We start from the raw sequence: 19901 nt of genomic DNA, 5'->3' as shown, positions 1-19901 counted from the left end.
TCCGCGGCGGCGTGCGGGGCCGGGACCCCGTACGTACATTGGAGAGGTGGGTGTGACTGCTGAGCCACCGTGGGCGGGCCAGGTCGACTACGCGGCGCTGTTCGCCGCGACCCCCAGCCCGTACCTGGTCGTCGACCGGGACCTGGTGATCGTGAGCGTCAACGCCGCCTACTGCCGCGTGACGGGCCGGGCGGCGGGGGACCTGCTCGGCCGGTACCTCTTCGACGCCATCCCCGAGAATCCGGCCGACCCCGAGTCCGACGGAGCGCGCAAGGTGTCGGCCTCCCTGCGACGGGTGCTGGCCACGGGGCAGGCCGAGAGCATGGCGGTCCAGCGCTACGACATCCCCAGCGCCGAACACCCCGGGGGCTTCGAGGAACGCTGGTGGTCACCGGTGAACACACCCGTCTTCGGCCCCGAGGACAAGGTCGCGTGGATCATCCACCGGGTCGAGGACGTGACCGCCTTCATCCGCGACCGCCGGCACTGGCGCCGCTCTCCCGTCGACTCCCCGGGCCCGCCGGAAGCCGGCATGGAGGCCGGCATCGAGGCCGAACTGTACGCCCGGGCCAAAGCACTGGAGCGACTGAACGAGGAACTGCGGCAGGCACACGCCCGGGAGCGGCAGGTGGCGATCACCCTCCAGGAGGCCATGCTGCGCTCGCCCGACCTCGCACGCCACCCCGACGTGGCGGTGCGCTACCTGCCTGCCATCGGTTCGCTGAACGTGTGCGGGGACTGGTACGACGCCGTGGACCTGACCGACGGGCGCTTCTTCGTCGCCGTGGGCGACGTGGTGGGCCACGGCCTGGAGGCGGCCACCGTCATGGGAATGCTGCGCAGCGCGCTGTCGGCGGCCAGCCGCACCGTCCCCGGCCCCGCCCAGGCACTGGAGGTGCTGGGCCTGTACGCGCGTTCCGTGGAGGGCGCCCTGGCCGCGACCGCCGTCACCGCCCTCGTCGACACCCGCTCACGGCTGATCATCTACTCCAGCGCCGGGCACCCGCCGCCCGTCCTGATGCACGGCGACGGCACCTGCCACCTTCTCGACCAGGCCACCGACCCACCGCTCGGCGCGCGGCTCACGCACGTGCCGCGCCCCCAGGCCGGCATCTCCTACCAGCCGGGCGACATCCTGGTCCTCTACACGGACGGTCTGGTCGAACGCCGGGAGGAGGACATCGACATCAGCCTGCGGCGCCTGACCGACACCCTGCGCCAGTGCCTCGGCCTGGACCCCGAGCGCCTCGCCGACGTCCTCCTGGAGGGCCTGGGCGTCAGTCACGGCGCCCGCGACGACATCGCCCTGGTCGTGGTGGGACTGTGAGGCGGCGGCCGTTCAGCCCCTGCGTGAACGCCAGAACTCGGTGACCGCGCTCCCCCTACCGCCCACCACCCCACCACCGGGCCCCCATCACTCCACCACCGACCATCACCCCCACGACCACCCCGGCCGCCACCACCCGCCCCGCACCGAACTCCGCCCCGGTCACCGGAGCCACCGCGGCCGCCGCCACCACGCCGGCGCCCGCGCACGCCGCCACCGCCTCTCCCCACACGCGCCCGGTCCCGCGCCCCCACCTCCACGGCCGGCTCTCACTCGTCACCAGGTACGCGACCAACAGCACGACCACCCCGGCGCCCTCCCACCACGCCGGTTCCCCGAACGCGGCGACGACCACAACACCCGCCGCCAGCACGGTCGTCCGGTACCGCATCAGGAGGTGGGACCAGCGGGCCGACTCCAGCGTCGGCCGCCGGTCCAGCGCCGGTGCCGCCCACACCGCGAAGACGACCGCGCATCCGAACAGCAGGGCGTCCCGCGCCCCACCCAGCGTCGCCCACGGCCGCCACGCCATCACGACGGCCGCCGACCCGATCACCCGCACGGGCAGGGTGCCGACCCAGTAACCCGCCCACTCCCGCAGGCTCACCCGCGTCTCGAACACCGTCATCGCCCCCTCCCGCCGACCCGCCCGGACAACAGCGGTGCCAACGCCAGATCCAGCGGATCACCCACGACGTGCCGCAGCACCGGCACCCCGCTGTCCCGCAGGGCGAACCTCATGGCGTCCCGGTCCGCGTGCCACAGCCGCAGCCCCAACTCGCCCGACACGTCACCCGGTTCGACCGGTGGGTCCCCGCTCGGGATCTCCACGACCACCGGCCGGCGTCCCCGCCCCTGAAGATCCCGCAGCACCTTGAGTACCCGGGCGTCGCTCAACGGAGTGAACACGTAGACGAGCGCGCCCTCCGGCAGCGCGGGCGGCGGCACCCGCTCGAGCCCGGGCCCGTCGAAGCGCCGGTCCCTGCGGACGTCGAGGACACTCTCGACGATGCGGTAGAACGCCGCGTCCCCGGTGCCCGGCGCCAGCCAGCGCGTGGTGCCCCCGGTCGAGACGACCCCCACCCGGTCGTGGGTGCGCAGATACGCGCGGGCCAGCCCGGCGGCCGCCCGCACCGTCTCGTCCAGGGACGACACCCCGGTCACCGGGTCGACCACGTCCCCGAACGCGTCGAGCAGCATCACCGTGTCGGCGGCCCGCTCGGCCGCGAACCGGTGCAGTTGCACAGTGCCGCGCCGGGTCGTCGACGGCCAGTGGATGCGCCGCTGCCGTTCCCCGGGCACCCACGCCCCCACCCCGACGACCTCGACGCCCTCTCCGGCCTGTGCGGAGGCGTGTTCGCCGAGCCGCTGCGGCAACCGCGCCGGAATCGGCGTGAACCGCGCCTGGGTGGGGCGCGGGAACACGGACACCTCGGCCGCCTCGACCCGCACGGTACGGCGCACGGTGCCCCCGGCGTCGTACACGTCGAGGTCCACGGGCCCGAGCGACCAGCGCCCCCAGAGCAGCGCCGTATGGCGCAACGTCACCGTGGACGCGCCGACCACGACCTCGTCGAGCCGCAGGCCCGGGCCGAGGGTGACACCGGGATCGAGCCGGACGGCGCCACCGTCGTGGGCCACCGAGATCCGGAGGGTGACGGTGTCACCCTCGAAGCAGCGCCTCGGTTCCACGGCGGCCGACGTCTCGACACGCCGGGCGTACGCGCGTGGCAGCGCGAGCGCGAGCAGCACAAGGGGCGCGGCCGCGAGCGCGAGCAGCCACGCCCGGCCGGTGAGCAGGGCGGCGGACAGCGCGACGACGGCGACCGTCAGCAGGCGCAGCGCCCGTCCACCCGGGCGCGGCCCGCCGGGCGGCGGGGGCGGCGGCTGCGCGGGGGAGGAGCGCCCCTCCAGGGCACGGACCACCGCGGCGCCGGGCCGGGGCGGCGGCGGGGGCGCGGTCACGACGACACGGCGGCCGTACGCCGCGTGGACGGCGTGCCGACGCTGTCGACTATCTCCCGCAGCACGTCGTCCGTGGCCACCTCGCGCACCCACAACTCCGGCCGCAGCGACACCCGGTGGGCCAGTGCGGGCACCGCGAGGGCCTTGACGTCCTCCGGGACGACGTAGTCACGGCCGTTCAGCACCGCGCGGGCCCGCGCGAGCTGGACCAGAGCGAGTGCGCCCCGCGGTGAGGCGCCGATGCTGATCTGGGGGTGCTCCCGGGTCGCGCCGACGAGCGCGACGGCGTACTCCAGCAGGTCGTCGTCGATCTCCACACCCTCCACCACGCGCCGCCAGGCCACGACGTCCGCCGGCCCCGCCAGCGGCTGGAGCACCGCCTCGGGCGCGGCCCGGTCGACCCGGGCCCGCAGCATCGTCAGCTCCTCCCGCGCGCTCAGATAACCCATCCGCACCCGCAGCTGGAACCGGTCGAGCTGCGCCTCGGGCAGCGAGTACGTGCCCTCGTACTCCACCGGGTTGGCGGTCGCGACCACCATGAACGGGTCGGCGAGCGGCCGCGTCTCACCGTCCACGGTCACCTGCGACTCGGCCATCGCCTCCAGCAGCGCGGCCTGCGTCTTGGGCGGCGTCCGGTTGATCTCGTCGGCGAGCAGCAGGTGCGTGAAGACCGGCCCGGGACGGAACACCATCTCGCCGGTGCGCTGGTCGTACAACGGCGCCCCCGTGACGTCCGACGGCAGCAGGTCGGGCGTGAACTGGATCCGCCGGAAGTCCAGGCCGAGCGTGGTGGCGAAGGACCGCGCCAGGAGCGTCTTGCCGAGCCCCGGCAGATCCTCGACGAGGACGTGCCCGCCGGCCAGCACGCCCAGCATCACCAGCTCGAGGGCGTCCGGCTTGCCGACGACGGCACGTCCGATCTCGCGCAGCACGGCACCGGCCTGCTCGCCAACCTGCTCGGGGGTACGGGGCTGAGGCGTGGTGGGACTCGTCACGTCGCTTCTTCCTTGTGAGTGCCGGGGGTACGAGTGCGGGGTGCGCCGAGGTGTTCGAGCCGGTCGACGAGGCGGTGCAGTACGTCGACGGGGATGCCGCCGTCGGGTCCGGTGCGGGGCGTGTCGGACCCGAGCCAGGGCCACAGTTCGGGTCCGATCAGATCGGCGGCGCGTCGGGGCTGCTGGTCGAGTGAGACATGGTGGTGCTCGGCGAGTGCCGCGGCGTAGAGGCGGCGCAGCTCGGGCCGCAGCACTGCGCGGTAGTACAGCGCGCCGTCGGGGCCGGTGGCGGTGCGTACGTTCCGTCGCCATTCGCCCATGCCCGGCGTCCGGGTCCGCAGCAGCCGTACGTCCTCCCGCCGTCCGGAGTCGAGGGCGCCCGCCCCGGCGACGTACCGGGCCACGATCAGCGTCGCGACCGCAAGCAGGGTGACAATGGCCCCGGCCGCCCGGGGGCCGTCGAGGAGCAGGACGAGCAGGACGCCGGAGGCGGCGACCGCCGCGCCGAGCAGACCGAGTAGGCGCAGCGTGAGCGTGTCCTGCCCTGCGGGCCGTTCCGTGCGCCCGTTCACCGCTGCGCCTCCCGTTCCTGGAGCAGCGACGCGATCTCTTCCAGGGCGCCGGCCGCGGCCTCCCGGTGCGAGGGCCCCATCGGATGCGAGGAATAGCGGGCCTCGCGGAACAGCGTGGTGAGCCGTGGCGCGGCCGGGCCCGGGGCGAGGCCCGCGTCGGCGGCGCGGGTCAGCAGGTCGGCGGGACTGTCGGAGGCGTGCCGCCGTACGCCGGACGCGACGAGGGCGTCCTCCATCGCCGCGTAACAGGCGATGACGGCCGTACGGGCGTCACCGGTGTCGGCGAGGGCGCGGCGGCCCGAGTGCACGGCGGACAGGAGCAGACGCGCGTCCTCGTCCTCCGCCGGGGCGCCCGCGCGTTCGGGCAGCGCCGGAACGGTCAGACCCCGCCGCCGCAGCCGCCGCACGACGACCACCGTGACGACCACGACGACCACCGCGGCCAGCAGGCCGAGCAGAACGTACAGCGGCAGGGAGTAGCCGTGCCCGGAACCCCCTTCGGGATCGGTCCTGCCGATAACCGGCGGCGGTGAGACCGGCGGCGGCAGGTCCACCGGCGGGGCGGGTGATGTGCTCCGGTGGTTGAACCGATGCATGACCAGCGCCAGTACGCCGATGACGCCCGGCCCGGCCAGGAGCAGCGGCACAGCCGGCCGCCGCAGCCGTTCCTCGCCCGGTGTCAGCGGGTCGCGCTCGGCCGCGATCCTGGGGCGCAGCCGCTCGACGCCGAGCATCACCCCTACCGCCCAGGCGACGGACGACCCGATCGCGACGATGCCCCAGTGGCCGAGCGGCCCCTGTCCGGAGTGCAGCAGGCCCTCGGCGGGACGCAGTACGAGCGCCGCGACCGCCAGCGCCCCGACCACCCCGGCGGCGACCACCGCCCCGGGCACTGCCCGGCGTCTCTCGTGCTCCCCATGTTCCATGCCGACCCCCCGGCTGAACCCTTTCCCCCAAGGTCAGTTCACCGCATCCTGACACATGAAGAGCCCCGCCGGACGGGCCACCCCGCCCACGGCACGGCACGGCTCGCCGCCCGACTGCCGGACCCGGTCCCGCGCGACATGCCGTCTACCGTCGACGCACGAACCTCGCCCGGTCCTCCGCTCCAGGCGCTCGGTCGCGTGGCGCACGGTCATCCGAGGCAGTTCGGGGGCGTGCCGGTCGAGGAAGTCGACCAACGCCCGTGCGTCGCGGCGGCCGATCTCCCGGAGCATCCACCCCAACGCCTTGTGAATGAGCGGCTCCGGATCCTGGCGGAGCGCGATGACCAGGGAGAACGTCGGCTCGTAGCGGTCCGCGCGAATCAGTGTCAGCGTGGCCACGACGGCGATCCGCCGCTCCCACAGGGAGGCCGACCCGGCCAGTCGGTCCAGCACCTCGTCGAGGACGTCCTGTGACTCCTCCAGCAGCCACGTGCCCAGCACGACCGGCGCGGATCCGTCCACCAGATCCCAGTTGTCCACGCAGTCGGTGTGCGCCAGGTAGAAGTCCACCAGCGTCCCGCGCTCCACGCTGCCACGGGCCAAACGCATCTGCTCCGCCAGCACCAGCAGCCCGGCGAACCGCTCGTCGTGGACGCGGCTGCGCAGCAGGGCGTCCACCTCCTCCGGCCGCAACCCGCGGTAGCGCCGCGCGAGCTTGCGCAGCACCGGGACGCGTACGCCGAGCAGTTCGTCGTCGTCCGCGGGGCTCAGCACTCGTTCGAGCTGGGCGCGTACCTGCGGTTCGGCCAGCTCCCGCAGCTCGGACCGCAGCCGCTCCAGCGGCGCGCTTGAGGAAGACGTCATGTGTCTGGACGCTAGCGCGCCCCGGGACGGCGGGCGTCCCGAGCCGTCCAGGAAGCGAGGATCCGCAGACGCTCGCGGCTGGGGGAGCCCGGCTCGGCGGTCAGGGTGATGAGTTGCTGGTCGGGGTCCGTCGTGGGGGGTGAGGAAGGACCAGTCGAGGGTGAGTCGGCCCACGACCGGATGCTGGAGAACCTTCGTGCCGGTGCCCTGGGTGGCGACGCGATGGGTTCCCCACCAGCGCCGGAAGTCGAAGTTGCGCCGTTCCTCGGGAATCCGCGCAGGCCGGTGCGCAGCGCACGGCGGATGGACGCCATGCCAGCGGGTGTGGTCAAGATCCGCCGGGTTACAGGACTGTCCCAGGGGGCGGCAGTCGCGAACAGGTGAGGAACGGCGGCTGGAGGTGTCTGTCCGGCCGACCGAGGGTGTGCCCTGGCCGGGCGTGCGCTGGTGGTGGTGCGTCGCGCGTCTTGCTGTGCGTGTAACAGGAATGTCTTCAGGGGCGGTTGTGCGGAACGGACTCCCGGGAGGGGTGGCTCTTCGTGTGCACAAACGCCGGTACAGCAGCGACTCGTACCGACGGTCGGCACGCTCAACCGATACTGAGGAAGAAACGATGCGCGTTCACAAGCTCACCTTCGCCGCCCTCGCCGTTGCCGCGAGCCTCTCGCTCACGGCCTGCCAGAACGACGAAGACGCCACGGGGCAGAGCGACCCGTCGGCGGCGTCGAGCGAGGCGTCCTCGGGCGATTCGCAGCAGGGCGCCGGGGACGAGTCTGCCGGGGAGGGCACCGGTGGACAGGGGACGGCAGCGGGGACCGGCTCCGACTCCAGCTCCGGCTCCGGCGAGACCGACAAGGTCGGCAAGTGCCGTACCGACGAGCTGAAGTTCAAGGCGATGGACGCCACCATCGACGGCGACACCGATGGCACCGTCGCGGTGGAACTGACCAACGGCGGCGGCCGGGAGTGCGCGATCTCCGGATACGCAGGCGTCGACCTGAAGACCAACTCGGGCACGCTGTCCGCGAAGCGCAGCGGCGAGCCGGTCGTCCCGGGCACCCTCAAGGACGGGGAGACCGTGGCCTTCGGCATCCACTACCCGATCAACGACTCGGGCGGCTCCGGAGTCCGTATCACCGGCCTCGTTGTCACCCCGCCCGACGAGACGAAGTCCGTCACCCTCGACTGGCCGGGCGCCGCCACGCTGCCCGTCACGGACGGCACCGGTTCCCCCGTGAAGGTCGGCCCGATCGGCAGCGCCGGCCAGGGCGGCTGACGGCGTTCAGCCGCCGGTACCGTGTGCCAGGACCGCCCCCGCTCGATGACGATCTCAACCTGAAGTACCGTCAAACAGCGCAGGGGAGCCGCGATGCGCCGTAGCAGGAAGCGTTCAGGAGAGAGGGGCAGAGCAACACATGCAGGAAGCGGAGTTCCGTCGAGCGGTGACCGCGGCCACGTCGATTGCCTCATCACTCGGCCTGGCCACCGAAGACGTGACCGTTCTCCATGACTCGAACAAGCTCACCCTGCGTCTACTGCCCTGTGACGTCCTGGCCCGGGTGGCACCTGTCGCGCAGCAGGTCGCGGAGTTCGAGGTCGAGCTGGCACAGCGGCTCGCCGCATCCGGGTGCCCGGTGGCCGCCCTCGAACCTCGTGTGGAACCACGCGTTTATGAGCGTGACGGCTTCGCGGTCACGTTCTGGACCTACTACGAGCCCATGGCACCACCCGAGGTGTCACCGGTCGACTACGCCGACGCGCTGAAGCGTCTGCATGCCGGCATGAGTCGGCTCGATGTCCCGACGCCGCACTTCACGGACCGGGTCGAGCAGGCTCAACAACTCATCGCCAACCGCGACCGCACCCCGGACCTCGCCGAAGCGGACCGACAACTGCTGCGCAACACGCTACGAAGCCTGCGGCGTGCGATCTGCGAGCGCGGCGAGCCCGACCAGCTGCTGCACGGCGAGCCGCACGCGGGCAACGTCCTCACGACGCAGCACGGACTGCTGTTCATCGACCTGGAGACGTGCTGCCGCGGCCCCGTCGAATTCGACCTCGCCCATGCCCCCGAGGAGGTCGGCGCACACTATCCGGGCGCCAACCAGCACCTGCTGCGCGAGTGCCGCCTCCTCGTACTGGCGTTGATCACAACGTGGCGCTGGGACCGAGACGACCAGTTCCCCGACGGGCGACGGATGGGAACGGAGTGGCTCAGCCGGATCCGAGCAGAACTCGACGACGACGGGGTGGGCACCCAGCGCTGACCGCGGAGTAACGGCGCCTGAACCGCGTACCGGCTTCGTGCACAGGCCGCCAGGGGAGCACCGCGTGCCTGCGGCGCGTTCTCACACCGTACTGGAAGACCTGGCTCGCGTGGTCGGCGCCACGACTCCCGAGCAGGACGGCTGGTCTTGGACTGCTCCGCCACGCTGTGGTTGCGTGTCGGCACCAGGGTGCCGTCCATGATCAGCACCGTGTCTCCGCGGAAGCGGACCCGCGGCCGACTTGGAGATTCCGGGCCGGGCGGGACCGCCCATGATCATGGCACCGGAAGTCTTTTCCTCCGTTGCCGACGGCCCGCCGCCCGAGTGGGACGCCGAGGAGGAAGAGATAGATCGGCATGTCACCCAGCTCGAAGCGACCAGTAAGCCGGTGACAGGAGAGGAAGCAGCTGCCCTCGTTGCCTGCTTCGGTTCCGAGGACTGCTACGGGGTTGCCTGGACACTCCTGCACCTCATCGAGACCGGCCCCAACCCGGTCCTCAAGACCAAGCCCGCCCCGGACGCCAACGAGCGGCACCACCGGCTCTACGACCGTGCCGTGTTCGAAGAGCCCACGTTAACGACTTGACGCGTTTGAGACGTGAGGTGTCTATGTGTTTGGTCAAGGTCCAAGGTCGTAGGTTCGTGCGGTCGAGGGCGGGCCGAGCCGTGGGGGTGTGCATGAGTGATAGCCAGGTCACGATCAAGCTTTCGAGTGACGAGGCACTGGTGCTGTCGCACTGGCTGGAGAAGCTCCAGATGACGGACCTGAAGGGCGTTGTCGACGATCCGGCGGTCTGGGCGTCGATCCATCGGATCGCCGGAACGCTGGACAAGGCGCTTCCTGAGCTGTTCGCGCCTGATTACGACCGGCGGCTTGAGGCCGCCCGCCAGCGGCTTCGGCCGGAGGTCTGACCGGGCTCTCTGGGCTCCTCACTTGGCCGCAGCCGGTTGGGGCTGGTAGGAGGTTCCGTCGCGGAGCATCACGAAGAGGACATCGGCCCGGCGTCAGGCGAGACAGAGGAGCGCGTGAGTGGGGTGCTTGCCCTGGGCGATTTTCTTGTCGTAGTAGGACTTTCTTGTCGTATTCGGACCGCGATGCCGGGCCGCCCAGAGCGGCGACGCGGAGAGGAGAAAGCCCGTTTGAACGGTTCTTTTCCTCCCTTTGACGGTTGTTCACCGCGGATCAACTCGATCTGGATGCGGGCTCCGGTCCTGACGCCGACTCCCGGCACCGACGTCAGGACCTTCGAAAGAGGGTATGCCTTCACGTCGCCTTCGCTGGGCGTAGACTCCGGCGGGACAGCACGGTGGCCGGAACGAGGAGCACCGCGCCGAGGAAGAAGTAGCCGTTGATCACCATGGTCTTCCAGAAGTCCCATGACCCTGTGTCAGCGGCCTCCTTCTCCATCCCGAGCAGGCCGTGCGGAGTTAGTCCCGTCGCTGTGGTGACGTTCTCGACGAGACCGGGCACGCCCCGCATCGCCAGCGCGCATACCACACCGACCGCCGACATGAGGACGATGAGGGCGTCGTCGGAGAGGAAGAGCCACACCGGAGTGCCGTCGTCGGGACCCATCGAATCCTCGTACATGACACCCATCTGCACGTGCCACACGAAGCACACCACGAACCAGGCGACGGCAGCGTATGCCCAGCGACGGAGAGTTCTCCCGGGTTCGGATTGCATGACCTCGACGCTACGAGCCGGGGCCGGACGAGGCGTCGGCTCGCAGGAGGAGCGCCTCCACCGCACGGGGGAGATGCGCCGACACCGAGCGGGAATGGGCGGCCCGTACGGCGTGCTTGAGCCGTCTGGAATGGGGCCTGATCACGCACCACGAGGTCTGCGAGTATGAGCTGCCCGCGGCTGCGGGGAAGGCCGGCGACCCTAGCTGGGCCGGGTTGGCGCGCCGATACGGGCTCGCCCGACCTCCTCCCCGGCCGGTCAACAAACGACTCCCGTGCCCGCGTACAGAGCCAGACGTCACCTCATCAGGACGGACGTTCTACTGTGGTCGTCGAGCGAAGGGGGGCAGCACATGGCCAACGTCACGGAGCTGATCTGCTATCCCGTCAAGGGGTGCGCAGGCAAGTCGATGAGCGATGCGCTTCTGACGCCGGCAGGCCTCGCGCACGACCGCAGCTTCATGGTCATCAGCCAGGACGGAATCTTCCGCACACAGCGCCGGCACCCCCGCCTCGCCCTGATCCGGCCCGCCGTCAGCACCGACGGCACCCGACTCACACTCGAGTCGGTCGACAGCACGGACCGTCACGGCACGGTACGCCTCGACGTGATGACGTCCGCGCCGCGCCGCGACGTCGATCTGTTCGGCACCGCCTTCCACGGGATCGACCAGGGTGACGACGTCGCCGCCTGGCTCTCGGAGGTCCTCGGCACCCCCAGCCGTCTGGTCCGCGTGCCGCCGGAGCACGACCGGATCGCCGACGGCCTGACCCCTGGCCCGTCCGGCTATGCGGACAGCAGCGCCGTGCACCTGCTGTCCCATGCCTCCCTCGCCCTCCTCAACCGGCGGATGGCCGAGCGAGGCGCGCCACCCCTGTCGATGAACCGCTTCCGCCCGAACATCGTCGTCGACAGCCACGACGGTCACGACCACGACAGTGGCGGCGACTGGGCAGCCCTACCGCACGCCGAGGACCGCGCACGCCGCATCACCATCGGCAGTGCCGAGTTGGGCTATGCCAAGCTCGCGGTGCGCTGTGCCGTCACACTGGTCGAGCAGGAGGTCGGAGCGCGGCAGGGGCCGGAGCCCTTGCGCACGCTCGCCGGCTACCGGCGGGTGGCGAGCGGCGGCGTAGTGTTCGGCGCGAAGTTCTCCGTGATCACGCCGGGGAAGCTGTCGGTCGGCGACGAGGTGGTCATCCAGGAGTGGGGCGACTCCGATCTGTAAGAACACCTAGTGGGATGGCTTCGGATGTCGCCAGCAGATCAGTGCACAACCGAGGGTGTGGAATGCCCCGTCGATGTCGTCGCGGCTCTCCCAGCGGATTCGCAGTACGCCGAAGAGGGGTGGCCTGTGGCGTGAACAGCCGCTGCGGCGCCGGAACTGCGAGGCGACCATCCCCGAGGCCGCGATGTCGTCGAGCGGTCTTGCTCCAGCTGGCCTTGGTGTCGGACCGACTCGCAGAGGCCTTCTAGCCACGGGACTAGATCGGCCAGGATGGATCCGAAGGCGCGCCTTTCGAAGAGGCCAGCCCGCCTACGTCAGGATGCGTCGATGTAGGCGAGGTGGGTGTCGCAGACGGTGCACCGGAAGAGCATGGCGGTGGCGTCCTCGCCCAGGTGGGTCAGGAAACTCTCGGGTCTGTCCTCGTCGTGCCGGCCATCCATGCCCATGTTCGCCCGTAGTTGGGCGAGGGCTTCGGGATGCTCCATCAGTTCGGTGTGCCCGACTTCGCCAAGGAATGCCGCCGCATCGCCGCAGTGGGTGAGCCAGTGCGGATCCTGCCAGGCGTGGAAGGCAGGGGTGCGGCGGGTGACTTCGTGCATGGCGTCCTCGCTGATTCCCTCAAGCCCGTAGGAATCGGCGAATTCCCCCTCGAAGCGTTCAGCCGCGCGTCCGTCTGCGATGCACCATGGGCAGAAGCGGCCGCTGACTTCCTGGGCACTGTAGAAGGAGGCGGTGTAGAGCCAGCCTCTACTGCGCTCGCAACAGGCGCACGGTTCGGCGGCGGCACGGATGGCCCCGCTGGCGACGGGGTCCGGGTGATAGCGGAAGAAGGGCAGGGCAGCACTCATCGTGGGTCTTCGGTTGGCGACGCTGTGGCCATGCCTGTTGATCTCACGGAGGTCAGTCTGTCCGGGTGAACGTCTCCCCATCAAGTGAGCCCTGCTGGGAGAGCACAGGACTCTGCCGGGAAGTTCGGTCCGTGTGGGCACCCGCTTCACCGGAGATGGGTAAGAGCTGCCGCCGCGACGGACGCCCCGGCGGGACAGGTGCCGTCCTGTGAGACCCCGCGTTCCGGAATGGTCGTCGTGCCGACCAGGCGATCGATGTCGTCGACCGCGACGAAGATGAAGCAGATGTTCTGGAACTCGGCCTGGATGGCGTTGTGCTGTCCCACCGGTACTTGCGAGACGCGTCCGTTCTTGGTCATGGTCCGCGCATAGGACAGGGGGAGATCCACTGCGAGGCTGACGCTCTGGCCCGCCAACTTCCACATGCACGAGGCGCCGTGCTTGCCGGCCTCCTGCTTTCCCCGGCCCTTGATTCCGAGGGCGGCGAGGTCGCGTGCGTCGAGTGCTTGGCACGGCCGTGAGGCCAACTCCTTCTGGGTGTACTTGCGAGGTGCGGCGGCGGAGGCAGAGGCGGTTGCGGAGGGTGAGGGCGAGGGCGTGGGGGTAAGGGTTTGCGATGCGGTGGGGGAGGAGGGGACCGGCGAGGTCGATGACGCCGTACCTGTCTGCCCGCCCGAGCACCCGACGCCGAGCAAGCCCACCGCAACAACGAACGCGAGTCCGACGAGCTTTCGGGAGCCGGAGCCCCGGCTCCTGGGATACTGCTGCTCAGAGTCAAGTCGCGGCATTCAGCCGCCCCCTTCGGGTAATGATGGCCGGCTCGGGTTCGATTTCGAGCGCCGGGTCAGAACACGTCGAGGCTGCCCTCCAGGCTCAGCCACGACAGGGACGCAACGGTGCTCAGCGTTGGGCACAGCTCACGCAGCTTGTCCGGACTCGTCTTCGGGGGCTTCGGGCTCATCCCGTAGCAGCCGGCTTTCCGAAGCATGTTCACCGCACGCGCCACCTGACCTGCGGCCTTCTTGGGGTCGGAGTACTCGCTGCCGGGGAAGTGCTTCTGAATGTGCCGGGTCATCGCGTTGGCGACTTCGCCGGCCGCGGTGAGGTCCTTTCCACAACCGGCGTCATCCCAGGGGACACCCGTGCACGCAGGCGTTCCGACGAGGCCGTAGACGGTCTGATAGACCGGCATGATCTCCGGCGGTGTCGCGGGATCGTCCGAGGCTCCGGCACCCGACGGCGACTGCGAGGTCGGGAGGGTCGACGACGGAGAAGGAGAGGGGGAGGTGGTGACGGAGGACGACGCCCCAGGCGACGTACGGCCGTCGTCCGCCTGTCCGTTCCCGTTTCCGCCCCCGCAGGCGGTCAGCGTCAGGACCGCCGTGAGTGTGGTGGTCAAGGTGGTGGCAGCATGCCGGTGCTTGATCATCGGTTCCCTGTTTGGTTGCGTCGGGGCGACCCGGCGCGGCCCGTACGGCCGCCGGGGTAGTCGCGTCCCAGACTCAACCGACTGGCGAGTTGTTCAGCCACGGGAACCGCAGGACTGAACAACGTCCCTCCCCGGATCGGTCATGGTTCGCCCGTGCTCCCGTTGCCCTTCAGACGTTCCAGGTCCGACGCGCGGACCTGGATGACGAACAACGCGATGACGGCGGCCAGCCCGGCCATCACGGCGGCTACGACGAACGCCGCGCTCACGCCCGCGGTAAGCACCTGATCGCCCCAGACCCCCGGCAACTCCCCGGTGCGTTGCGCCTCCGCCTGCTCCTGCGGCGTCGCTTCGGAGAGGAACCTCGGCAGCAACGACTCGGCTTCATTTCGGCTGGCCGTGCCGAAGGTGGTCACCAGAATGGACAGGCCGAGCGAACCGCCGACCTGCTGGGTCGCGTTGAGCACCCCGGACGCCGCCCCCGACTCGCGCTCCGCGACCCCGGAGACCGCCATCAGCGTGAGGGATACGAATTCCATGCCCATGCCGAGGCCGAACACCAGCATCGGCCCCAGCACACTGCCCGCGTAGGTGCTATTGATGTCGGTCAGCGTCAGCCACGACAGGCCCGCAGCCGCGAGCAGTCCGCCGAGCACCATGAACGGCTTGGGGCCCGTTCTCGGCAGCAGCTGCGACGCCAGGCCGGCGCCGACCGCGATCACGGCGCTCACCGGGAGGAAGGCGAGCCCGGCCTCCAGCGGCCCGAAACCCAGCACGTTCTGCACGTACAGCGTGAGGAAGAAGAACATGCCGAAGATGGCCGCGGACAGGCTGAGCATCATCGCGTACGTGCCGGCCCGATTGCGGTCGCGGAACATCCGCAGCGGCGTGATCGGCTGCCGGGACCGCCGTTCCACCAGCAGAAACGCGGCCAGCAGGACCACGGCGCCCGCGAAGGCGACGAGGGTGACCGTGTCCCGCCAGCCGTCCTCGGACGCCCGGATGAAGCCGTACACCAGGGAGACCATGCCGAGTGTCGAGGTCAGCGCGCCGGTGACGTCGAAACGGCCCGGGCGGCGCTGCGACTCACGGATGTACCGTGGCGTCGCCAGCGCGATGAGCAGGCCTATCGGCACGTTCACGAAGAAGATCCAGCGCCAGTCGAGCCACTCGACCAGGACCCCACCCGCGAGCAGCCCGACCGCGCCGCCGCCCGCCGACACCGCGGCGAACACACCGAACGCCCGATTGCGTTCGGGCCCCTCGGTGAACGTCGTCGCGATCAGCGCCAACGCCGTAGGGGAGGCGATGGCGCCGCCCATGCCCTGGACCGACCGGGCCACCAGCAACTCCCACGGGTTCTGCGCCAGCCCGCACAGCAGCGATGCTCCGACGAACAGCAGCACTCCGATGATGAACATCCGCCGTCGGCCCAGGATGTCCCCGGACCGGCCGCCGAGCAGCAACAGCCCGCCGAAGGTGAGGGTGTACGCGTTGATCACCCACGACAGCCCTTCGGTGGAGAAACCGAGCGAGGTCTGGATCTGGGGGAGTGCGATGTTCACGATGGTGATGTCCAGGACCACCATCAGCTGACACGAGGCGATGACCAGCAGTGCTACGCCTCTGCCGCGCTTTCGTCGCGGCTGAGTGATCGAATCGGCCGGGACAGGCTGAGGGTTCGACATGTGCGTTCCCTATGGCGAGGGCCTGAGGGCGGGCTGCACGAGCCCCACGACGACCGTAAGCCCACACCTCGGACTGCACCAATCGGGTGAGTACGGACATCAGCTACCGGCTACCGGCTCGTCGCTACCGGCCACCGCTATACAGCGTGTACGCAATTCGTACGGATGCGGTACGGCGCCGACCCGGTGTCCGTTCGATTGTGACCGCGGCTCGCGTCCCGCGGCTCGCGTCCCGCGCCTCTCGCCCCCGAACCAGGGGGAGGGGGACCCTGACAACCGGATCAGGGAGGTCTGAGGGACGGCCCCGGGCCGTCCCTGATGTCTGGGTCATGGGGCGGCAAGGAGTCTGGGAGCATGTCCCGGACCAAACGTCTACTCATCATCTGCGGCTCCGTCCTCACGGTCCTCTCCCTCCTCGTGGGCGGAGGGTTCCTCTGGCTGTGGACCAGCGCCGACGTGCACACCGTCGGCGAGGAACCGTTCGACACCGCACTCGCGATACCGCCCCTCGCCGAATCCCGCGTCGACAAGGACGGCACGCGCGTGTTCGATCTGCGGATGCGGGCGGGACAGAAGGAGTTCAGGGAGGGACGCAAGACCCGCACCTGGGGCTTCAACGGCGACTACCTCGGCCCGACCCTCCGCGCCGAGCGGGGCGAAAAGGTGCGCGTCCGGGTCCGGAACGACCTGAACGAACCTTCCACCGTGCACTGGCACGGGATGCACCTGCCCGCGAAGATGGACGGCGGCCCGCACCAGATGGTGGCCGCCGGCGCCACTTGGGCCCCGCAGTGGAACATCGACCAGCCGGCGGCGTCCCTCTGGTACCACCCGCATCCTCACGGTGCGACCGAGAAGCACGTCCAGCGTGGCCTGGCGGGCATGTTCATCCTCGACGACGCCGCGTCCAAGAAGTTGGCGCTGCCCAAGCGCTACGGAGTCGACGACCTTCCTCTCATCGTGCAGGACGTCAAGTTCGACGGCGACGACTTCGACCACGGCCGGGGCATGATGCAGGAAGCCGGCTTCCTCGGCGAGCGCACCATGGTCAACGGCACCCTGAGTCCCTACCGGGAGATCAAGGACGAACGCGTACGCCTGCGACTCCTGAACGCCTCGACGGCCCGCACCTACAACTTCGGATTCTCCGACGACCGGGCGTTCGACCTCATAGGTACCGACGGCGGGCTGCTGGAGCGGCCGTCCTCCCTGAAGCGGATTCAGATGTCCCCGGGCGAGCGGGCGGAGATAGTCGTGACCGTGCGGCCCGGAGAGCGGACCGTGCTGCGCAGCTTCCCCCAGGACAACTACGGGGACGCCTGGCAGCAGCGGTTCAACGGCGGTGAGGACTCCTTCGACGTGCTCCAGCTGAGGGCGGCCGAGCGACTGCGGCCGTCCCCCGAACTACCGGCCGAACTGGGCGAACTGGAGGTTCCGGACGGCAGCGAGGCGGTGCGGGGCCGTCATTTCGACCTCAAGCGTTCTGGGATCAACGGCCGTGCCATGGCCATGGACCGGGTGGACGAGACCGTCACGAGAGGAACGACCGAGACCTGGACCGTCCGCAACACCAACGGCATGCCGCACAACTTCCATGTCCACGACGTTCAGTTCCGCGTTCTGGAAGTGAACGGCAAGACACCGCCGGTCGAGCTGAGAGGCCCCAAGGACACGGTGTTCGTGCCGAACGGGACGACGATGAAACTGGCGATGCGTTTCGACGGGCCGGCCGACCCGGACACCCCGTACATGTACCACTGTCATCTGCTGTACCACGAGGACCAGGGCATGATGGGCCAGTTCGTGGTCGTCGAGAAGGGACAGCAGGCGGGCCGCCCCGGCGGACATCAGCACTGACTCCCGCCCCCGCCCGGGAGGGGGAGTGACCGAGCCGTACCGGCTACCTCATCGCGCTCGCCCGCCCGTCTTCACGCGGCCGGCACTCCATCGGCCCGGCAGCCACCAGTTCGCCCGGCCGAGCGCTGCCACCAGCGCGGGGGCCAGGACCCCGCGGACGATCGTCGCGTCGATGACGATCCCGAGGGCGAGGGCCGTGGCGAGGATCTTGACGTCCGTGACCGGGACGCGGGAGAGCGAGATGAACGCCAGGAACAGGATGACGGCCGCGCAGGTGATGAGGCGGCCGGTGCGGGCCACGCCGTCGATGGTGGCCCGGTCGGTGGAGCCCGTCCATAGGTACTCCTCACGGATCCTGGAGAGCAGGAACACCTCGTAGTCCATCGACAGTCCGAACAGGAAGGAGAACACGGCGATCGGCACCCAGGTCGTGATGGCGTCGGAGGCGCTCTGGCCGAAGAGCAGCTCGGTGCCGTGTCCCTCCTGCCAGATGAGCACGGTGACCCCGTACGCGGCGGCGAGGGAGATGACGTTCAGCACCAGTGCCTTGAGCGGGAGCACCACCGACCGCAGCGCGCGGACCAGCAGCACGAACGTCACCAGGACGATGATGCCGCCGATCCACCAGGCGTTGCCGTACACGGCGTCGACGAAGTCGGCGTCCTGCGCGGGCAGTCCGCCGACCCGCTGACCGGCCTCCTCGGCCGCGGTACGGATCCGCTCCGCGGCCGCCGAGCCACCGGACGTGGCGGGATCCTCGGCCGTCCACACGTCGACGACCGTGCGGTCACCGCGCCGCCACTGCTCAGGGCTCGCGGTGCCGGCCACGCCGGGCAGGTCCGCCACGGCGGCCAGCGTCACGTCCGGGTCGGCCGTGAGTACCTCCACCGGCTGGGTGAGGCCCTTGCCGAGACCCGCGTCCTGGACCCGCTGGAGGGCCGCTGCCGCCGGGCCGCCGGCGCTGATCACCGAGTCGTTGCTCGGCGCGCCCAGCCGTAGACCGAGCACCGGCGCGGCGAGCGCGAGCAGGACGACGAGGCTGACCGTGGCGGAGATCCAGCGGTGCCGCACCACGGTCGTCGCGATCCGCCGCCACAGCTTGCTGTCCGGTTCGGTCCGGCGCCGGTGCGGCCAGTCCAGCCGGCCACCGGCGACCATCAGCAGCGCCGGCAGCAGCGTGAGCGCGGTGACCACGCTGACCAGTGGGATCAGCAGGCCCGTGAACCCCACACTGCGCAGGAAGGGAACCGGCAGCGCGATCAGGGCGGCCAGACTGATCGCCACGGTCAGCCCGGAGAAGAGCACCGCGCGCCCCGCGGTGGCCATGGACCGCACGATCGCCTCCTCCGCGCCGGCGCCGTGGCCGCGCTCCTCCCGCCAGCGGGTGACGATCAGCAGCGCGTAGTCGATCGCCACACCCAGCCCGATCAGCGCCAGCAGATACTGCACGATGAACGAGACCTCGGTCAGCGCCGTCAGCCACCACATGATCAGGAACGTCGTGAGGATCGAGACCGCCGCGACGACCAGCGGCGTGACGGCGAGCACCGAGCCGAAGACCAGCACCAGCACGATCAGCGCACCCACACCACCGAACAGGGTCTCGCCCAGGACCCCGGAATCACCGCCGCCGCCCTCGGCGAGCGCCGCCTGCCCCGTCACCGTCACCTCGGTCCCGGACGCGCGGGCCGCCCGCTGGGCCGCGCCCTCCAGGGCGGGCAGCACGTGCGCGTACGGCTCGGGCGCGCCGGGAAGCGGACGCGGATAGACCAGCACCACGCCGGTACGCCCGTCCCGTGCCAGCAGGTCCGGCGCCTGCTCCCACGTGACCAGCCGGCCGCCGGGCCGGGTCCGTTCCACGGCCGCGGCGACCTCACGGGCCTGCGCGGTGCCCAGAGTTCCCCGCTCGGCGGTGACGGTCATCAGCACCGGAGCGTTCTCGCCGCCCGAGTCGAAACGCCTGGCGATCTCCTGATTGGCCTCATAGCCCGGACGCCCGGGCAGCCCGAAGTCGTAACTGAGCGCGTCCGTGGCCCGTGGAGCGGCGAAAGCCCCGGCGAGGGCGAGCACGATCCAGGCGACGACGGTCCACCAGCGGTGCCGCACGACGCATCGGGCCAAGGCGGTCATCGGGTCTCCTCGCACCTGCGCTGTCCGGCTCACCTTCCCCTCAGGGAACACCACCTGACGCACCGCCAGGAGGGGACACGCGGCGCGCGACGCGTGCCGGGCCCGACCAGGCGCCGGG

At 70.5% G+C, this 19901-nt stretch carries 19 protein-coding genes and 2 pseudogenes; 7 read left to right on the top strand and 14 right to left on the bottom strand.

Going from position 1 to position 19901, the window contains the following annotated elements:
• Positions 1 to 52 precede the first annotated feature (52 nt).
• Complete coding sequence (locus ACFC1X_RS11645; protein ID WP_376351434.1) at positions 53 to 1327, top strand: PP2C family protein-serine/threonine phosphatase; 1275 nt, start codon at positions 53 to 55, stop codon at positions 1325 to 1327.
• Between the two features lie 55 nt (positions 1328 to 1382).
• On the opposite strand, the gene ACFC1X_RS11640 is transcribed toward ACFC1X_RS11645, so the two are convergent.
• The 7 genes and pseudogenes from ACFC1X_RS11640 to ACFC1X_RS11610 all read right to left on the bottom strand — a co-directional run.
• On the bottom strand, positions 1383 to 1955 hold the full coding sequence (locus ACFC1X_RS11640) for a hypothetical protein (protein ID WP_376351431.1): 573 nt from the start codon (positions 1953 to 1955) through the stop codon (positions 1383 to 1385).
• Complete coding sequence (locus tag ACFC1X_RS11635) at positions 1952 to 3292, bottom strand: DUF58 domain-containing protein (protein ID WP_376351428.1); 1341 nt, start codon at positions 3290 to 3292, stop codon at positions 1952 to 1954. Before ACFC1X_RS11635 ends, ACFC1X_RS11640 begins: the two co-directional genes overlap by 4 nt.
• Positions 3289 to 4287, bottom strand: a complete 999-nt coding sequence (locus ACFC1X_RS11630; RefSeq protein WP_376351425.1) for an AAA family ATPase — start codon at positions 4285 to 4287, stop codon at positions 3289 to 3291. The genes ACFC1X_RS11635 and ACFC1X_RS11630 overlap by 4 nt, the downstream gene beginning before the upstream one ends.
• Positions 4284 to 4859, bottom strand: a complete 576-nt coding sequence (locus ACFC1X_RS11625) for a hypothetical protein (RefSeq protein ID WP_376351422.1) — start codon at positions 4857 to 4859, stop codon at positions 4284 to 4286. Before ACFC1X_RS11625 ends, ACFC1X_RS11630 begins: the two co-directional genes overlap by 4 nt.
• Complete coding sequence (locus ACFC1X_RS11620) at positions 4856 to 5785, bottom strand: DUF4129 domain-containing protein (RefSeq protein ID WP_376351419.1); 930 nt, start codon at positions 5783 to 5785, stop codon at positions 4856 to 4858. Before ACFC1X_RS11620 ends, ACFC1X_RS11625 begins: the two co-directional genes overlap by 4 nt.
• A gap of 33 nt (positions 5786 to 5818) precedes the next feature.
• A complete protein-coding gene (locus ACFC1X_RS11615) occupies positions 5819 to 6649 on the bottom strand; it encodes a DNA alkylation repair protein (RefSeq protein WP_376351417.1) in 831 nt (276 codons plus the stop codon).
• 11 nt (positions 6650 to 6660) lie between these two features.
• Positions 6661 to 6898: pseudogene (locus tag ACFC1X_RS11610) on the bottom strand (transcriptional regulator); the annotation flags it as partial.
• Positions 6899 to 7262: 364 nt separating this feature from the next.
• Between ACFC1X_RS11610 and ACFC1X_RS11605 the strand changes: the two are divergent.
• Together ACFC1X_RS11605 and ACFC1X_RS11600 are read left to right on the top strand one after the other, a co-directional pair.
• Entirely contained in the window at positions 7263 to 7925 is a 663-nt protein-coding gene (locus tag ACFC1X_RS11605; protein ID WP_376351415.1) for a DUF4232 domain-containing protein, read from the top strand.
• Positions 7926 to 8064: 139 nt separating this feature from the next.
• The gene (locus ACFC1X_RS11600; RefSeq protein WP_376351413.1) at positions 8065 to 8916 is read left to right on the top strand and encodes a phosphotransferase; all 852 of its coding nucleotides are present in this window, start codon (positions 8065 to 8067) and stop codon (positions 8914 to 8916) included.
• A 137-nt stretch (positions 8917 to 9053) separates the two neighbouring features.
• Here the strand turns inward: ACFC1X_RS11600 and ACFC1X_RS11595 are convergent.
• Positions 9054 to 9152 (bottom strand): annotated as a pseudogene (locus tag ACFC1X_RS11595) (IS5/IS1182 family transposase); the annotation flags it as partial.
• A 35-nt stretch (positions 9153 to 9187) separates the two neighbouring features.
• Between ACFC1X_RS11595 and ACFC1X_RS11590 the strand changes: the two are divergent.
• Positions 9188 to 9502 (top strand): hypothetical protein, encoded by a 315-nt coding sequence (locus tag ACFC1X_RS11590; RefSeq protein WP_376351411.1) that lies wholly within the window; start codon positions 9188 to 9190, stop codon positions 9500 to 9502.
• A 92-nt stretch (positions 9503 to 9594) separates the two neighbouring features.
• A complete protein-coding gene (locus tag ACFC1X_RS11585; protein WP_376351408.1) occupies positions 9595 to 9828 on the top strand; it encodes a hypothetical protein in 234 nt (77 codons plus the stop codon).
• Positions 9829 to 10180: 352 nt separating this feature from the next.
• On the opposite strand, the gene ACFC1X_RS11580 is transcribed toward ACFC1X_RS11585, so the two are convergent.
• Positions 10181 to 10603 carry a hypothetical protein gene (locus ACFC1X_RS11580; RefSeq protein ID WP_376351406.1) on the bottom strand — a complete coding sequence of 141 codons (423 nt, stop codon included), beginning with the start codon at positions 10601 to 10603 and terminating at the stop codon, positions 10181 to 10183.
• 352 nt (positions 10604 to 10955) lie between these two features.
• Between ACFC1X_RS11580 and ACFC1X_RS11575 the strand changes: the two genes are divergently transcribed.
• Entirely contained in the window at positions 10956 to 11831 is an 876-nt protein-coding gene (locus tag ACFC1X_RS11575; RefSeq protein ID WP_376351405.1) for an MOSC domain-containing protein, read from the top strand.
• A 314-nt stretch (positions 11832 to 12145) separates the two neighbouring features.
• Here the strand turns inward: ACFC1X_RS11575 and ACFC1X_RS11570 are convergent, their stop codons facing one another.
• The 4 genes from ACFC1X_RS11570 to ACFC1X_RS11555 all read right to left on the bottom strand — a co-directional run bounded on the left by ACFC1X_RS11570 (position 12146) and on the right by ACFC1X_RS11555 (position 15796).
• On the bottom strand, positions 12146 to 12679 hold the full coding sequence (locus ACFC1X_RS11570) for a CbrC family protein (protein WP_376351402.1): 534 nt from the start codon (positions 12677 to 12679) through the stop codon (positions 12146 to 12148).
• 146 nt (positions 12680 to 12825) lie between these two features.
• Entirely contained in the window at positions 12826 to 13467 is a 642-nt protein-coding gene (locus tag ACFC1X_RS11565) for a DUF3558 family protein (protein WP_376351399.1), read from the bottom strand.
• A gap of 56 nt (positions 13468 to 13523) precedes the next feature.
• Positions 13524 to 13871 carry a hypothetical protein gene (locus ACFC1X_RS11560; RefSeq protein WP_376351396.1) on the bottom strand — a complete coding sequence of 116 codons (348 nt, stop codon included), beginning with the start codon at positions 13869 to 13871 and terminating at the stop codon, positions 13524 to 13526.
• 377 nt (positions 13872 to 14248) lie between these two features.
• A complete protein-coding gene (locus ACFC1X_RS11555) occupies positions 14249 to 15796 on the bottom strand; it encodes an MFS transporter (protein ID WP_376351394.1) in 1548 nt (515 codons plus the stop codon).
• Positions 15797 to 16150: 354 nt separating this feature from the next.
• Between ACFC1X_RS11555 and ACFC1X_RS11550 the strand changes: the two genes are divergently transcribed.
• Positions 16151 to 17653, top strand: a complete 1503-nt coding sequence (locus tag ACFC1X_RS11550) for a multicopper oxidase family protein (RefSeq protein WP_376351391.1) — start codon at positions 16151 to 16153, stop codon at positions 17651 to 17653.
• Positions 17654 to 17701: 48 nt separating this feature from the next.
• On the opposite strand, the gene ACFC1X_RS11545 is transcribed toward ACFC1X_RS11550, so the two are convergent.
• Positions 17702 to 19783, bottom strand: a complete 2082-nt coding sequence (locus ACFC1X_RS11545) for an MMPL family transporter (RefSeq protein WP_376351389.1) — start codon at positions 19781 to 19783, stop codon at positions 17702 to 17704.
• Positions 19784 to 19901: the final 118 nt, after the last annotated feature.

Source organism: Streptomyces sp. NPDC056128, assembly GCF_042263835.1.
Lineage (GTDB): Bacteria > Actinomycetota > Actinomycetes > Streptomycetales > Streptomycetaceae > Streptomyces.
The sequence above is the reverse complement of the archived record's forward strand: the minus strand, read 5'-3'. Positions and strand labels throughout refer to the sequence as shown.

What these genes read in the sequence shown, in the direction of transcription:
- ACFC1X_RS11585 (WP_376351408.1), top strand. Translation starts at nt 9,595, where the DNA reads ATGAGTGATAGCCAGGTCACGATCAAGCTTTCGAGTGACGAGGCACTG.
- ACFC1X_RS11575 (WP_376351405.1), top strand. Translation starts at nt 10,956, where the DNA reads ATGGCCAACGTCACGGAGCTGATCTGCTATCCCGTCAAGGGGTGCGCA.
- ACFC1X_RS11620 (WP_376351419.1), bottom strand. Translation starts at nt 5,785, where the DNA reads ATGGAACATGGGGAGCACGAGAGACGCCGGGCAGTGCCCGGGGCGGTG.
- ACFC1X_RS11600 (WP_376351413.1), top strand. Translation starts at nt 8,065, where the DNA reads ATGCAGGAAGCGGAGTTCCGTCGAGCGGTGACCGCGGCCACGTCGATT.
- ACFC1X_RS11565 (WP_376351399.1), bottom strand. Translation starts at nt 13,467, where the DNA reads ATGCCGCGACTTGACTCTGAGCAGCAGTATCCCAGGAGCCGGGGCTCC.
- ACFC1X_RS11560 (WP_376351396.1), bottom strand. Translation starts at nt 13,871, where the DNA reads ATGCCGGTCTATCAGACCGTCTACGGCCTCGTCGGAACGCCTGCGTGC.
- ACFC1X_RS11570 (WP_376351402.1), bottom strand. Translation starts at nt 12,679, where the DNA reads ATGAGTGCTGCCCTGCCCTTCTTCCGCTATCACCCGGACCCCGTCGCC.
- ACFC1X_RS11580 (WP_376351406.1), bottom strand. Translation starts at nt 10,603, where the DNA reads ATGCAATCCGAACCCGGGAGAACTCTCCGTCGCTGGGCATACGCTGCC.
- ACFC1X_RS11545 (WP_376351389.1), bottom strand. Translation starts at nt 19,783, where the DNA reads ATGACCGCCTTGGCCCGATGCGTCGTGCGGCACCGCTGGTGGACCGTC.
- ACFC1X_RS11605 (WP_376351415.1), top strand. Translation starts at nt 7,263, where the DNA reads ATGCGCGTTCACAAGCTCACCTTCGCCGCCCTCGCCGTTGCCGCGAGC.
- ACFC1X_RS11640 (WP_376351431.1), bottom strand. Translation starts at nt 1,955, where the DNA reads ATGACGGTGTTCGAGACGCGGGTGAGCCTGCGGGAGTGGGCGGGTTAC.
- ACFC1X_RS11590 (WP_376351411.1), top strand. Translation starts at nt 9,188, where the DNA reads ATGATCATGGCACCGGAAGTCTTTTCCTCCGTTGCCGACGGCCCGCCG.
- ACFC1X_RS11555 (WP_376351394.1), bottom strand. Translation starts at nt 15,796, where the DNA reads ATGTCGAACCCTCAGCCTGTCCCGGCCGATTCGATCACTCAGCCGCGA.
- ACFC1X_RS11615 (WP_376351417.1), bottom strand. Translation starts at nt 6,649, where the DNA reads ATGACGTCTTCCTCAAGCGCGCCGCTGGAGCGGCTGCGGTCCGAGCTG.
- ACFC1X_RS11550 (WP_376351391.1), top strand. Translation starts at nt 16,151, where the DNA reads ATGTCCCGGACCAAACGTCTACTCATCATCTGCGGCTCCGTCCTCACG.